Source organism: Candidatus Williamhamiltonella endosymbiont of Tuberolachnus salignus (assembly GCF_964019775.1).
Classification (GTDB): domain Bacteria; phylum Pseudomonadota; class Gammaproteobacteria; order Enterobacterales; family Enterobacteriaceae; genus Hamiltonella; species Hamiltonella defendens.
On record NZ_OZ026471.1, the window covers coordinates 583,745 to 598,723 of the forward strand.

15 protein-coding genes are annotated in these 14,979 nt (G+C 38.8%); 6 read left to right on the forward strand and 9 right to left on the reverse strand.

The window, feature by feature from the left end:
- The first annotated feature begins 74 nt into the window (after window positions 1-74).
- Window positions 75-473 carry a dihydroneopterin aldolase gene (folB, locus tag AACL23_RS02780; protein ID WP_100096118.1) on the forward strand — a complete coding sequence of 133 codons (399 nt, stop codon included), beginning with the start codon at window positions 75-77 and terminating at the stop codon, window positions 471-473.
- Here the strand turns inward: folB and rplY are convergent.
- Both rplY and AACL23_RS02790 read right to left on the reverse strand, forming a co-directional pair.
- Window positions 435-734, reverse strand: a complete 300-nt coding sequence (rplY, locus tag AACL23_RS02785; RefSeq protein ID WP_012738177.1) for a 50S ribosomal protein L25 — start codon at window positions 732-734, stop codon at window positions 435-437. The two genes, folB and rplY, sit on opposite strands and share 39 nt — an antisense overlap.
- A 120-nt stretch (window positions 735-854) precedes the next feature.
- Window positions 855-1,307, reverse strand: a complete 453-nt coding sequence (locus AACL23_RS02790; RefSeq protein WP_100096117.1) for an SRPBCC family protein — start codon at window positions 1,305-1,307, stop codon at window positions 855-857.
- Window positions 1,308-1,618: 311 nt separating this feature from the next.
- Between AACL23_RS02790 and infA the strand changes: the two genes are divergently transcribed.
- Window positions 1,619-1,837 carry a translation initiation factor IF-1 gene (gene infA, locus AACL23_RS02795; protein WP_100096116.1) on the forward strand — a complete coding sequence of 73 codons (219 nt, stop codon included), beginning with the start codon at window positions 1,619-1,621 and terminating at the stop codon, window positions 1,835-1,837.
- 83 nt (window positions 1,838-1,920) lie between these two features.
- On the opposite strand, the gene clpA is transcribed toward infA, so the two are convergent.
- The 3 genes from clpA to mdh all read right to left on the reverse strand — a co-directional run bounded on the left by clpA (window position 1,921) and on the right by mdh (window position 5,596).
- Window positions 1,921-4,209 carry an ATP-dependent Clp protease ATP-binding subunit ClpA gene (gene clpA, locus AACL23_RS02800; RefSeq protein ID WP_012738173.1) on the reverse strand — a complete coding sequence of 763 codons (2,289 nt, stop codon included), beginning with the start codon at window positions 4,207-4,209 and terminating at the stop codon, window positions 1,921-1,923.
- A 27-nt stretch (window positions 4,210-4,236) separates the two neighbouring features.
- Window positions 4,237-4,554 carry an ATP-dependent Clp protease adapter ClpS gene (clpS, locus tag AACL23_RS02805; RefSeq protein WP_012738172.1) on the reverse strand — a complete coding sequence of 106 codons (318 nt, stop codon included), beginning with the start codon at window positions 4,552-4,554 and terminating at the stop codon, window positions 4,237-4,239.
- A 103-nt stretch (window positions 4,555-4,657) separates the two neighbouring features.
- Window positions 4,658-5,596, reverse strand: a complete 939-nt coding sequence (gene mdh, locus AACL23_RS02810; RefSeq protein WP_339050004.1) for a malate dehydrogenase — start codon at window positions 5,594-5,596, stop codon at window positions 4,658-4,660.
- 263 nt (window positions 5,597-5,859) lie between these two features.
- Here mdh and aroC point away from each other — a divergent pair, with 263 nt between their 5' ends.
- Entirely contained in the window at window positions 5,860-6,924 is a 1,065-nt protein-coding gene (aroC, locus tag AACL23_RS02815; protein ID WP_012738170.1) for a chorismate synthase, read from the forward strand.
- A gap of 76 nt (window positions 6,925-7,000) precedes the next feature.
- Here aroC and tsaD read toward each other — a convergent pair whose 3' ends face one another.
- A complete protein-coding gene (gene tsaD, locus AACL23_RS02820; RefSeq protein ID WP_100096114.1) occupies window positions 7,001-8,002 on the reverse strand; it encodes a tRNA (adenosine(37)-N6)-threonylcarbamoyltransferase complex transferase subunit TsaD in 1,002 nt (333 codons plus the stop codon).
- 222 nt (window positions 8,003-8,224) lie between these two features.
- Between tsaD and AACL23_RS02825 the strand changes: the two genes are divergently transcribed.
- The 3 genes from AACL23_RS02825 to ung all read left to right on the forward strand — a co-directional run bounded on the left by AACL23_RS02825 (window position 8,225) and on the right by ung (window position 11,239).
- Window positions 8,225-8,935: a Bax inhibitor-1/YccA family protein gene (locus tag AACL23_RS02825; protein ID WP_100096113.1), complete on the forward strand. Its 711-nt coding sequence runs from the start codon at window positions 8,225-8,227 to the stop codon at window positions 8,933-8,935.
- Window positions 8,936-9,237: 302 nt separating this feature from the next.
- Entirely contained in the window at window positions 9,238-10,596 is a 1,359-nt protein-coding gene (srmB, locus tag AACL23_RS02830; protein WP_339050008.1) for an ATP-dependent RNA helicase SrmB, read from the forward strand.
- A complete protein-coding gene (gene ung / locus AACL23_RS02835) occupies window positions 10,568-11,239 on the forward strand; it encodes a uracil-DNA glycosylase (RefSeq protein WP_171967629.1) in 672 nt (223 codons plus the stop codon). Before srmB ends, ung begins: the two co-directional genes overlap by 29 nt.
- Window positions 11,240-11,495: 256 nt before the next feature.
- Here the strand turns inward: ung and ptsG are convergent, their stop codons facing one another.
- The 3 genes from ptsG to holB form a co-directional block, all read right to left on the reverse strand.
- A complete protein-coding gene (gene ptsG / locus AACL23_RS02840) occupies window positions 11,496-12,929 on the reverse strand; it encodes a PTS glucose transporter subunit IIBC (RefSeq protein WP_012738165.1) in 1,434 nt (477 codons plus the stop codon).
- Between the two features lie 238 nt (window positions 12,930-13,167).
- Complete coding sequence (locus AACL23_RS02845) at window positions 13,168-13,965, reverse strand: metal-dependent hydrolase (protein WP_171967628.1); 798 nt, start codon at window positions 13,963-13,965, stop codon at window positions 13,168-13,170.
- A gap of 29 nt (window positions 13,966-13,994) precedes the next feature.
- Window positions 13,995-14,978: a DNA polymerase III subunit delta' gene (holB, locus tag AACL23_RS02850; RefSeq protein ID WP_012738163.1), complete on the reverse strand. Its 984-nt coding sequence runs from the start codon at window positions 14,976-14,978 to the stop codon at window positions 13,995-13,997.
- Window position 14,979 lies beyond the last annotated feature (1 nt).

Here is a 14,979-nt window from a genome sequence, read left to right on the forward strand (position 1 = left end):
AACAAGGAATGCCTCAGCGTAGCCATGAATTCATCTCTCAAATGCTGACGGCTTTAGAAAATTAAAAGGGGAAAATGGACATTTTATTTATCGAGGCCTTGCGCATATTCACACTGATAGGAGTTTATGATTGGGAAAAAACCCTACGACAAGAGCTGATATTTGACATCAAAATGGGGTATGAGAACAGAAAGCCTGCCAGCAGCGATAAGGTCGAAGATTGCTTAAATTACGTCGATATTTGTGATTCGGTGCAGCAACACGTCACAAGACAGCGTTTTGAATTAATTGAACGGGTGGCAGAAGAGGTCGCCGATCTTTTATTGCAGCGTTTTTCTTCCCCTTGGGTGTGGATCAAAGTCAGCAAACCCCGCGCAGTCTCCAGCGCGGGCAATGTGGGGGTTATTATTGAACGATCAAAATTGGCTACGTCATCAGACTTCATTCGCCCGTATGAAATCCATATGCGTTAATTTAGGCTTAAACGGATGTCTCTGAATAGCTTGAATCTTTACTTTCGTTTTTTCTTCTCCAACCTCAAGTGTCAGTATTTCATTATAAAACGCGGGATTGGCTTCAAGGTTTTTCACGACATCATGATCCAGGACAATAGACACAGGAGGAAGGCTACCTCCATAAACAGTGGCGGGGAATAGGCCGGCTTTACGGAAGCGACGACTGGCCGCCGTGCCTTTTTCTTCTTTTTGACGTAATTTAGCATTAATGACGATCATTTTTTTCTCTCTTTTTGAAGCGTGAATCAACTTTGATGATACTGAGGAAATTTTTATAAAAAAGTGGCGCATTCTAACGAATGCTTTGCCCGGCAGCAAACTTATTTGAAAAGATCTCTTTTAAAAGGCAATTCTTTCATCAACCCCGTAAATTACTTTGGCACGCTTGGTGAAGGCCTCCAGCATATTTTCACCCAAATCTTTAAATAGTCCTCCAAATGCTAATGCAAGTAATTTGTTAGTGAATTCAAAATCAAGATGAAAGTCAATTTGACAGGCCCTGGGGCTTAAGGCTGTCAATTTCCAACTTCCTGTCAGTGCTCGGAAAGGACCTTCAATCAATTCAATATTGATACTACGATTAGTCATTAAAGTATTACGGGTGATAAAAGTTTTATGTATACCCGCTTTAGCAATTTTTACTGCGGCTATCATTTCATTATCAGTGACATTGATGACTTTACTGCCTACACAGCCTGGTAAAAATTCAGGGTAAGCACACACATCATTAATCAGTTTATACATCTTATCAGCACTAAAAGGGATCAATGCAGAACGATGAATTCCTAGCATCATAATTTCCTAAAAAGATAACGTATGATAAATCAAAAACGAATCATACTATTTTCCGTGCTTCAATAAAAATCAAGCTACACTTGATGTCCGGTTTTTTAGAGGGCTGCAATGTCTTAATAGGCGTCACTGAAAACATTCAAAAACAATTCATAAATAAAAAACAAAATAAATCAATTTATTATTCATATATCAAGTTTTTTTCAGATGCGATTGCCCTGGAATAATTCCACGATCCTTTACAAAATCGGCATTTTTCGGCATTATCTGCCCGCATTTTAAAATGAAGGTAATGATATTAAGAGGAGCTTATGGCTAAAGAAGAAAATATTGAAATGCAAGGAACAGTGCGAGATGCCCTGCCGAATGCGATGTTTAGGGTTGAATTAGAAAACGGCCACCATGTCACGGCGCACATTTCAGGCAAGATGCGTAAAAACTATATCCGTATATTGACTGGTGATAAAGTCACTTTAGAACTCACACCTTATGACCTCAGCAAAGCCCGCATCACTTTCCGTAGCCGGTAAAAAGTGTTTCGTGTTTCGCTTTTCGAAATAGCTACAGGATAGGCTCTGTCTTTTTTATCTCACTATTAGTGAGTGATTTTCGGCTAATGAAGAACGTTTTCCTTTTTGGTTTTAAGTTCTTCGGTACTACAAAACTGACAAAGCAGCTGGTTTTTTTCTTTATCTAATACCACAGTGACCGATCCCCCTTCTACCAAGGCCCCAAATAAAAGTTCATTCGCAAGAGGCTTTTTGATGTGCTCCTGAATAGTTCTTGACATTGGCCTGGCTCCCATGGATTTATCGTAACCCTTCTCAGCCAGCCAATCACGAGCATCGTCACTGACTTCCAGTGAGACGCCTTTTGCATCAAGTTGTGCCTGCAATTCAACAATAAATTTATCCACTACCTGTTGGATCACGTTTATAGAAAGACCATTAAACCAGATGATATTATCAAGTCGATTACGAAATTCAGGGGAAAAAATTTTTTTCACTTCCAACATGGCATCAGGGCTGTGATCCTGCTCAGTAAACCCAATCGATTTTCGCTCTGTTTCTCTTACACCTGCATTGGTTGTCATCACAAGAATGATATTGCGAAAATCCGCTTTTCGCCCATTGTTATCAGTTAACGTACCGTTATCCATCACTTGTAAAAGCAGGTTAAAAATATCTGGGTGCGCTTTTTCAATTTCATCTAATAATAATACGGCATACGGATGCTTGATAACAGCATCAGTCATTAGGCCGCCTTGTTCGTAACCCACATAGCCTGGAGGCGCTCCAATTAAACGACTCACTGTGTGATGCTCAATATATTCCGACATGTCAAAACGTAATAATTCGATATCCAGCGCTTTAGATAGCTGTAAAGTGACTTCTGTTTTTCCTACCCCTGTAGGGCCCGCAAATAAAAAAGCACCCACAGGTTTGTTCTCATTGCCTAACCCTGCCCTGCTCATTTTAATGGCTTCTGTCAGCATAGAAATGGCTTCATCTTGACCAAAGACCAACATCTTTAAACGATCATTCAAATTTTTTAATACTTCTTTGTCATTGACTGAAACCGCTTGTTCGGGTATACGCGCGATACGAGCAACTACAGATTCAATATCTGATACATTGACCGTCTTTTTTCGCTTACTCAGTGGAAGCAATCGGCTAGAAGCTCCTGCTTCATCTATGACATCAATGGCTTTATCCGGTAAATGACGATCATTGATATATTTCGCAGATAGAATGACGGCCGCTCGCACTGCTTTTGAGGTATAACGGACATCGTGATGTGCTTCATATTTTGTTTTTAATCCATTAATAATCTGGATCGTTTCTTCTGTTGTGGGTTCAATAATATCAATTTTTTGGAAACGACGCGCTAAAGCCCTGTCTTTTTCAAAAATCTTACTAAATTCTTGATAAGTCGTTGAACCCATCACACGAATTTTTCCGTTAGAAAGAAATGGTTTTAATAAATTGGCGACATCTATTTGCCCCCCTGAAGCTGCACCTGCTCCAATAATGGTATGAATTTCATCAATAAATAAAATACTGTTTTCATCCTCTTGCAGGGTTTTTAACAAGGCTTTGAAACGCTTTTCAAAATCTCCTCTATATTTTGTGCCAGCTAATAAAGAGCCAATATCTAAAGAGTAAAGAACGCATTTTTTAATAATCTCAGGTACATTTTCTTGTACAATTTTCCACGCCAAGCCTTCTGCAATCGCGGTTTTACCTACCCCAGATTCCCCTACCAACAAAGGATTATTTTTTCGACGACGACACAATACCTGTACAGTGCGTTGTAACTCTTTGGCTCGGCCAATTAAAGGATCAATATGACCAGATTGAGCCAGATGATTTAAATTAATGAGCGCGCTTTCAATATTCTCGCTGGATGATGAAGCGCCAGGATCTTTAATCACGGAATTTTCTGTGGTTTCTTTGTTTTCTGAAAAATCTTTACGTATACCATGAGCAATAAAATTGACGACATCCAAACGAGTGACATCATGTTTACGCAGTAAATACACTGCTTGTGATTCCTTTTCGCTGAAAAGAGCGACTAAAACATTAGCACCTGATACTTCGCTGCGCCCAGAGGACTGAACATGAAAAACGGCACGTTGCAATACGCGTTGAAAGCCCAGGGTAGGCTGAACATCACATTCTTTATCGCTTAAAGGAAATACAGGTGTGGTTTTTTCAATAAAAATTTCGAGTTCTTTGTGTAAAACCAGCAAATCAACGTGACAGGCTTCTAAAGTTTCTTTTGCTGATGTATTCGTTAACAGAGCCTGTAATAAATGTTCCAGGGTCATGAATTCATGTCTATTCCTACGTGCCGTAGCAAAAGCAATATTCAAAGTCAGTTCAAGTTCTTGATTAAGCATATTCTTTCCTCTCAATAGATACGTTGCTCAGGCTTTTTCCAGGGTGCAAAGAAATGGATGCTCGTTTTCTCTGGCATATTGATTTACAGATGCTACCTTCGTTTCCGCCACCTCTGCCGTAAAAGTGCCGCAAATCGCCTTTCCCTGATAATGAACTTTAAGCATCAATGCTGTTGCCTGTTCAAGGTTATAAGAAAAGAAGTTTTGGAGCACATCAACCACAAATTCCATCGGAGTATAATCGTCATTATTCAATATCACTTTATACATATCAGGTGGCTTGACAGCACTTATTTCCTGCTCATTTAATAGGTGTTCAAAATTCAACCCGCCGTTTTTATTCATTTTGTTACTCTTTAACTATGTTTGATATTTTAATAAAAAGGTTAGATTTTATCTCTCACAAAAAAACGAAAAAATTATTTGAAGCTCTTTTTTTTAAAAATTTTTATTGATTAAATTGTTCAGCGAGCTCTATGTCTTTGTTTAATTCATCCAACATTTTTTCTAAATGCTTTTGTTCAAAAGCGCTTAACGCCCCTATTTCTTTATATTCGGCAATACCATTTTCATTTAAAAGAACAGGTTGTACAAAAAAACGAGGATACTGTTTACGATCGCTTTCAACATAAGCGTATTCTACAATCCCTTTTTCACCATTTAATGCACGAACTAATGAAAAACAAAATAAGGCAGCTGCATAAGCCATGGACAAAGTAGCAGACCCTCCCCCTTCTTTTGCTTTTACGACCTCTGTACCTGCATTCTGGATACTCTGAGTCAGAGTCTTTATTTCGCTTTCAGTCAAACTGATATCAGGTATTTGGGATAATAAAGGTAAAATAGTGACACCTGAGTGCCCACCAATCACAGGCACTTTAATATTTTCTGATACCTTGTTTTTTAGTTTAGCAATGAAACTCCTTGCTCGAATAATATCTAATGTCGTGATACCAAATAATTTATTTTTGTTATAAACACCGGCTTTTTTAAAAGTTTCGGCCGAAATAACAACTGTGCTGTTCACTGGATTGGTGATAATCCCGACCAATGCTTTTGGACAAGTATGTGCAATGTCTTCTGTTAATTTTTGAACAATACCTGCATTTACGTCAAATAAATCTGAACGCGCCATTCCTAGCTTACGTGCTATACCCGCTGCAATTAAAACAATATCTGCACCTAAAAGTGCAAGCGTCGGATCTTTACCACTAAAACCATTCACCGTCACATCTGTTGGGATATGGCTAAGATCAACTGCAACCCCTGGGGTAATCGAATTAACATCATAAAGCGCAAGCTCTGAACCTACAGGAAGCTGGGCCTTTAGTAAAAGAGCAAGCCCTTGACCAATGCCTCCTGCTGCACCAAGAATAACTATCTTCATTTCACTGATTCCTCATTATTTAAAATAATATTAGACCTGTTTCAAAACTTATTGTAAACGTGCGACTGACTGTCGGAATTCCTATCTTATTTTTAGGTGAAAATTAAGTGAGTCCAAGGTAAAATAAAAATAATTTGAATGCCTTTTTGAGCGAAAAGATAAGGCGATTTATCTGACACAATTCATCTTCATAAAAATAAAAATTCATATCCTCCAGATTAAGTGTGAGTCACTACAAAATCAGCTTTAAAAAGGGAGCTTAAATGGCAGGCAATAGTATAGGGCAAATTTTTCGTGTGACTACATTTGGTGAATCTCATGGTGTCGCTTTAGGCTGTATTGTTGATGGTGTTCCTCCAGGATTATGGCTTTGTGAAAATGATTTACAGATAGATCTAAATCGCCGACGCCCAGGCATGTCACCCTATACCAGTTCGCGTCGCGAATCCGATCAGATTCGTATTCTTTCAGGCATTTTTGAAGGTAAAACCACAGGTTCTAGTATTGGATTGCTGATCGAAAATAAAGACGCTCGTCCACAAGATTATCAATCGATAAAGGATCTGTTTCGACCGGGTCATGCAGATTACACCTACCAAAAAAAATATGGCATACGGGATTATCGTGGCGGAGGGCGGGCCTCTGCACGTGAAACAGCAATGCGTGTTGCAGCAGGTGCGATTGCAAAAAAATATCTTTTTGAGCATTTCAGCATTGAAATACAGGGCTATTTATCTCAGATAGGTACGATTTGTTGTGAATTTAAAGAGAAAGAATGCATTGAAGCTAACCCTTTTTTTTGCCCCGATCCTCATAAGGTGGAGGAAATTGCCGAATTAATATGTGCTCTAAAAGAAAGAGGGGATTCCATCGGAGCTAAAATCACAATAATGGCTAAGAATTTGCCTGTCGGTTTAGGCGAGCCTGTGTTCGATCGCCTTGATGCAGATTTAGCTCATGCACTCATGAGCATTAATGCGGTTAAAGGGCTAGAAGTAGGTGAGGGGTTTTCTTTTGTGAACAAATTGGGGAGTGAAAGTCGTGATGAAATGACGTCTTCTGGTTTTTCAACGAATTATTCAGGAGGCATTTTGGGTGGGATCAGCAGTGGGCAACCTTTGCTGGTTCATCTGGCACTAAAACCCACTTCCAGCATTGCAATACCCGCCAAAACGATTAATCAACAAGGCGAAACAGTTGAAATGACTACTTCTGGCCGCCACGATCCCTGTGTGGGTATTAGAGCAGTGCCTATCGCTGAATCGATGCTCGCCATCGTGTTGATGGATCATTTGTTACGTCATAGAGCTCAATGTGGTCATTTTTAAAGACCTAATGTATTGCTATTTGATTCTGATATCGACTCTAAAGTTGACAATAAAAAAATTACGTCCTCTTTTGGGGCTACTGTGAAAGTGCCCATTTTGGATGTACACAAATACTCAAATCACTTCGGCTGCCTTCTTGAATATGCCGCCACCCTGCATAAGCTATCATGGCTCCATTGTCCGTACAAAATTGAGGCCTTGCATAAAATACCTTTCCTTGTCGTTCGTGCATGATGACACTGAGTTTGCTTCGTAGTTTTTCGTTTGCACTCACCCCTCCTGCTAAGACTAATCTGGTTAAACCCGTTTGCTCTAATGCGCGTTCAGATTTGATCGCCAAAGTATCGATAACGGCTTTTTCAAAAGCGTAAGCAATATCACAGCGAGTTTGCTCGTCTTGGTGGTTCGCACGAATAGTAAGAGATGCCGCAGTTTTTAAACCTGAAAAACTAAAATCAAGCCCGGGTCTATCGATCATCGGGCGTGGAAATATAAAACGATCAGGATGTCCCTGCTGGGCTAAATGTGCCAACATTGCGCCTCCTGGATATTCCAGGCCCAGCAATTTCGCCGTTTTATCAAAAGCTTCTCCGACTGCATCATCTAAAGATTCCCCTAAAAGCGCATATTTTCCTATCGCATTCACCTGGACCAACTGGGTATGACCTCCAGAAACGAGCAGTGCAATAAAAGGAAAATCTGGCACCTGATCCTCAAGCATTGGCGCCAATAAATGGGCTTCCATATGGTGTACCGGCACTGCGGGAACATTCCAAGCGAAAGCCAATGCGCGTCCAACACTTGCACCGACTAATAACGCGCCGATTAATCCCGGCCCTGCCGTATAAGCTACGGCATCGATTTCTTGAGGAGAGACGCAAGCTTCCTTTAGCGTGGCTTGAATGAGAGGGACGATTTTACGAATATGATCTCGTGATGCCAATTCAGGCACAACCCCGCCGTATTGCGCATGTAATTTCACTTGACTGTACAATTGATCGGCCAATAAGCCAGATTCTGAATCATAAATCGCAACGCCTGTTTCATCACAGGATGTTTCTATACCTAAAACACGCATCATTTTCCTATCTTGTTATTGAAAAAGAGGTTTAACATCCACATTATCTCACTTAAACAGGCAGAATATGATATTGATTCATAGAGACTCTCTGCTTTAAATGAAGAATTTCGCCTTAGCTGTGAAATTTCTATGGTATTCTTACCATAAAGGTGAGTTTTGATTATAAAATTCTCCTCTTACTTCAAATCTTATTTATTCACATCATTAAAGGTAACCATCATGAATCGCTATTCAAAGTCTAATGGTTCTATTATTGAGGGCCGTAGCACAGGTATACAGGCGTATATGTCTCAAGTATACGGCTGGATGACCTGCGGTTTATTGTTGACCGCATTCGTTGCTTGGTATGCGGCTAACAACCCAGCCATCTTAAATTTGATCTTTTCGAGCCAAATCGTTTTTTTGGGTCTTATTATTGTGCAGCTAGGATTGGTTTTTGTGATTTCAGGTATGCTCCACAAGCTCAGTGGGGCTATGGCCACCAGCCTTTTTATGTTGTATTCCGCATTAACAGGCTTGACGATATCCAGTATCTTTGTTGTTTACACCCAGTCGTCTATCGCCAGCACTTTTGTGATCACAGCAGGCATGTTTGGTGCGATGAGTTTTTATGGTTATGTCACAAAGAGGGATCTCACTGGTTTAGGTAATATGTTATTTATGGGTGTTATTGGTATTTTACTGGCTTCCATCGTTAACATCTGGCTTAAAAGCAGTGCACTGATGTGGGCTGTAACCTATATCGGCGTTGTGCTATTTGTAGGTTTAACGGCTTACGATACCCAAAAATTAAAAAATATGGGTGAACAATTAGACAGTAATGATAAAGAAGGGTTTCGTAAATATTCTATCGTAGGTGCTTTAACGCTTTACATTGATTTTATTAATTTATTCTTAATGTTAATACGGATTGTAGGTAATCGACGTTAATTCTTAACCCATCTTACTGGGCTGATCTGCAGCCCTATCAAGAAAACTCTTTCAAATCAGAAAAATGAATATTCTATATACAAATTTCTACCCACGTTACGGAGATGGTCATGATATTTACATAAAAAATTTGGCTAGCATCACACAGGCGGACCTTTATTTTGCTTGCCCTGGATCTAGCAATCTCTATATGGATTTAAAACAAGCTGATAAATAACTTTATCCTAATCTCAAAGGTTATATCCAATTTTAGATGCCCTCAATTCCATAAAGACTTAAAAACACCACCAGGTAAAAAAGAGATGATGAGCCCGCCTTTTTGTGAATTTGATTTAGATCCCTGTTTACTGCGCGCGTTAGAAGATAAAGGTTACCTTTCCGCCACAGCGATTCAAACAACCGTGATCCCAAAAGCAATGGAAGGACGAGATCTATTGGGCTCAGCTCCAACGGGCACCGGCAAAACGATCGCTTTTTTGATTCCAGCACTTCAACATCTTCTTGATTTTCCTAAAAAAAAACCAGGCCCCCCTCGTATTTTGATACTCGCCCCTACACGTGAATTAGCCATTCAAGTAGCAGATCAAGCGACTGAACTGGCAAAATACACCTCATTAAAGGTCGCCAAAATCACAGGAGGAGTGGCATACATGAACCATACGGAAATCTTCAGTACAAATCAGGACATTCTGGTGGCCACTACAGGGCGATTGCTGCAATACATCAAAGAGGAAAATTTTGATTGCCGGGCAGTGGAAATATTAATACTCGATGAAGCGGATCGCATGCTGGACATGGGTTTTGCTCAGGATATTGAAGTTATTTCTGCTGAAACTCGTTGGCGTAAACAAACTTTACTTTTTTCTGCCACGCTAGAGAGCGCCACGATTCGTGAATTTTCTGAGCGTGTGCTCCGTGATCCCATTTACTTAGAAGCGGCGCCTTCAGTACGAGAACGAAAAAAAATCCTTCAGAGTTATTATCGTGCAGACAATCTGCCGCATAAGATCGCTTTACTCTGTTACTTATTGAAAACCCCTTCTGTACAAAAATCCATCATTTTTGTACGTACTCGTGAAAAAGTACATGAACTTGTTCATCGCCTTCAATCAGAAGGCATTCATAGTGTATATTTGGAAGGGGAGATGGTGCAAACCAAACGTACAGAAGCTATTGCTCGTTTAAATAGTGGTCGCATTCAAGTTTTGGTTGCAACCGATGTTGCGTCTCGTGGCTTAGATATTGAGGATATTAGCCATGTCTTCAATTTTGATATGCCCTATACCGGAGATGTTTACTTACATCGAATCGGCCGAACGGCTCGTGCAGGTCGTAAAGGGACAGCTATTTCACTGATTGAAGCCCATGATCACTTATTATTAAAAAAAGTAGAGCGATATCTTAAAAAAACGATAAAACCAAGAATAGTGGATGAATTACGGCCCACAACGAAAGCACCAAATGAAAAACAAGCAGGGAAACCTTCTAAAAAAGTGTTAGCAAAACGTGAAGAACAAAAAAAAGCCAAAAAAGAAAAAACGAAAGTGAAAGTGAAAATACGTCATCGTGACAAGAAAAACCTCGGTAAGCGTCGAGAGCCTAAAAATTTAAAAAAAAATAAGGAAAATGGCAATGCCAGCTTCTCTTCTCACCTGGCGTGATGTGATAGGCGCAGAAAAAAAAGAATTTTATTTTAAGGATACTTTGGCCTCTGTAGCTGCCGAACGTCGTGCAAATAAAATGATTTACCCTTCTCCAGAAAATGTATTTAATGCCTTTCGTTTAACGGAATTTGGAGAGGTAAAAGTCGTGATTATTGGGCAAGATCCCTATCATGGGCCTAATCAGGCACATGGTTTATCTTTTTCTGTTTTACCAGGTATTGTTTTGCCGCCTTCCCTGGTGAATATCTATAAAGAGCTGCTCAATGACATTATAGGTTTTGTATACCCTAATCACGGTTGTTTAGAAAACTGGGCAAAACAAGGGGTTTTATTGCTGAATACTGTTCTGACAGTCGAAGCGGGGCGAGCGCACTCTCATGCGCATCTTGGCTGGGGTATTTTTACTGATCGTGTGATTGCAGCTCTGAATCAGCATAATCATCGGATTATTTTTTTACTCTGGGGTTCTCATGCACAAAAAAAAGGAGAAATCATTGATACTCAGCGTCATTTTATTTTAAAAGCGCCGCATCCATCGCCTCTATCTGCTCATCGAGGATTTTTTGGATGCAAGCATTTTTCAAAAACGAATCAACTGTTAGAACAGCAGGGATTATCACCTATCAGCTGGCAACCCTAATACCAAAAGCACCGATATTTCTGCCTCTGAATCGGTTAGAGTTTATAAAACCATGACAATTAAATTTATAAGATAAATCATCAATCATTTTTTAAAATAAAATTAATTATCATACTGTATTTATTTTCAATTACTTAAATACAGTTGCCGCCATCATGATAACTCCTAAATAAAAAAATTTTTATCTAATATTTCAATAACTAACATGTTATTCAAAGAATTCATCAAAAATTTAAAAATAATTTAATTTTTAAAATTAATTATTACGAATATATTCATCCATATCCGTTTTTAAATTATCAGATTGAGTTCCAAAGATAGCCTGAACCCCTGAGCCGGCGATCACTATTCCTGCAGCGCCCAGCTTTTTTAAGCCTGCTTGATCTACTTTAGAAACATCGGCCACACTGACACGTAAACGGGTAATACAAGCATCTAAATTGATGATGTTCTCTTTTCCTCCAAAGTTTTCAACTAAGGCCTCAGACATTTGCTTACCATTTTGAACATCTATTATGGTTGAGATCAGTTCTCGGCCAGGTGTTTTTAAATTCCATTTAGTAATCAAAAAACGGAAGCTCGCGTAATACACTAAGGCATAACAAGCACCAACCAGAGGAAATAGCACAGTTCGATGGCCATTACCGCTCAAAAGAATAAAATCAATTAAACCTTGAGAAAAACTAGTACCACTGGTCATACCGAGAGCAATACAAAGAGGAAAAGCCAATCCTGATAAAATCACATGAATAACATATAAGACAGGGGCTACAAACATAAATGAAAACTCTATTGGTTCCGTGATCCCTGTCAAAAATGAAGTCAATGCCGCAGAAATCATAATACCGCTGACCTTTATGCGATTTTCTGGCTTTGCTGAATGCCAAATTGCAATCGCAGCAGCAGGGAGGCCATACATTTTAAAAAGAAAAGCGCCTGCCAGTTTACCCGCTGTCGGATCACCGGCCATGTAACGAGGAATGTCGCCGTGAAAAATTTGTCCAGCAGAGTTCGTGTATTCTCCCACCTGCATCTGAAAAGGCACATTCCAGATATGATGTAGACCAAAGGGAATGATGGCACGCTCAACAAATCCATATATAGCAAAGGCAATACTCGGATTTTGATATGCCGCCCATTCTGAAAAAATCTGTATTTTCTTTCCAATAGGAGGCCAGATAAAAGCTAATAATACCCCAAGAAGAATAGCGAAAAATCCAGAAATAATGGGAACAAAACGCTTACCTGAAAAAAAACCAAGATATTCAGGTAATTTAATACGATAAAAATGATTAAACATATAGGCGGCAAGCCCACCTGCAATAATACCCCCCACGACACCAGTGTCATTTAAATGATGCTGATGTATCTGATCAGATGAAATATTTAATAACAGAGATTCAAGTACAGCGATTGTTTTCGCCATAATGGAGTAAGCAACGACAGCAGCTAATGCCGCAACACCATCGTTATTAGTAAAACCTAATGCCACCCCAATGGCAAAAATTAATGGCATATTGGCAAAAATGGCGCCGCCCGTTTCTGACATAACATCAGAAACCACATCAGGTAGAAAGCTGAAATGAATGGAGCCTAAACCTAGTAAAATACCCGCTATGGGCAATACTGACACTGGAAGCATAAGCGATTTACCCACTTTTTGCAGGTTTGCAAATGCATTTTTAAACATAATTCAAGAGGCTCCTAGTAATAAAAAAGAAAATCAATTTCTATATGTAAAAATGAAAATTCCTTTTTAATTATTTTAAAACAAATGAAAAATAATATTTTGAATATTTAATATAAATCATATTATTTTCATAAATAAAACATATCATATTAAAATAACTTAATTAAATATGTTATCGTTATATTAAATTAATTAAAAATTGATAATATCATTTTTATTGAAGCTTATACTAAAATATTTACATTATATTAAAAAATATTGATTCGCTTAAATGAAATAATTGAATAAAGTTACTTGTTGTCGTATCAGCTAATTTTTCTAAATTTACATTTTTTAATTCTGCAATATACTCAGCAATTTCTCGCACATAAGCGGGCTGATTTTCTTTTCCGCGATAAGGCACAGGGGCTAAATAAGGTGAATCAGTTTCAATTAACATTTTATCTAAAGGAATATAACGAACAACATCACGTAACACTGACGCATTGCGAAATGTCACAATACCTGAGAAAGAAATGTAAAATCCTAAATCTAATAGTTGCTGCGCAGCCATTTTATCTTCAGTAAAGCAATGCAAAACGCCACCACAATCCCGTGCATTTTCTTCTTTTAAGATGTTTATAGTATCTTTAAAAGCATCACGGGTGTGCACAATGACAGGCTTGTTTAATTGACACCCAACCATAATATGCTCTCGAAATACTTTTTTCTGTAGCGCGATTTGATCTGATGAGTAATGATAATCTAAACCTGTCTCCCCAAGCGCTATGACTTTTTTTAATTGACATAATTGTTTCAATTTTTGCATGTCATAATGTTGATCAAGATTCAGAGGATGTGCTCCACAAGAGAATGCGACATCATTGCGTTCGCCAATCACAGAAAAAAAATGCTCAAAACCCTCCAGAGTGGTCGCCACACAGAGCACAAATTTGACGTTACGTTCTCTTGCTTTTAGTAGTACGTCAGCAACGCTTTGATGTAATTTTTTATAATCTAAACTATCCAAATGGCAGTGTGAGTCGACTAATAACATGATATGAATCCTGGATATTGACTTGCAGATCAGAGCTCATTCAAGGCATTTTCAAAATTTAAAAGTTGCTCTGTGAGCAATAATTCTTTATTTATCCCCACTATCGATAATAGTTGGTGACGGCAATAAATCGATTGGCGGAGTATTTTAAATAATCCGCTAATAGAAAATAAAGTTGCTAACTTTTCAACTAAAGGTTGTTGATCTTCATTAATCATAGAGAACGTTATTCCGTGGTGATATTTTAAAGCATCCAACAATAATGAAATCAACCAGTGAAGAGTATCCTCGATATTGTCATGGTTCAGTTGAGGTAACAACGCCAAAAAATTTTGGCGAGACAAGACATCACTTAATGTAAGACAAAAAAAAACTCTTTCATTCCAACGATCTTTTTGCAGAAGAGATAAAGCGGATAATGGAGCACCAGAACTTAATTTCAATGCTGTTGATACAAGGATTGGATCTGCGCCTGTTTTTTCTGCTAACCATGTTAGAGTTAAATTTGTTGGTGGATTAAACAAACGCCAACAAAAACAACGGCTTTTTAACGTTGGCATTAAAACTGAAGGGGTATGACAACCTAAAAGGAAATAGGTATTTTTTGGAGGTTCTTCTAACGTTTTTAATAACGCGTTCACTGCAGCAACAGTGAGATCGTGGACATTAGGGATAGAAATGACCCTGGCTCCTCCCTGTTGTGGATGGTGTGACAGTTTTTCGATCACCTGTCTGATGGAATCGATACCTAAATTTCTTTGGTTTTCTTTTATTTTAAACAGGTGACAGTCTGGATGATGTCCGGCCAACATTAAATGACAGCTATGGCACTGACCACAACTTTTTTTGCCTTGTCTTTTCTGGCAAAGCAACCAGCGGCTTAAACCGTAAATAAGGGCGTTTTTACCATTTCCTCGTAATGCATGAATCAGTAATGCATGATGCCCACGTCCTAAAATGTGCTGCTCTACTAATTGATGATAATGAGCATTGAGCCACGGATACCAATTCATT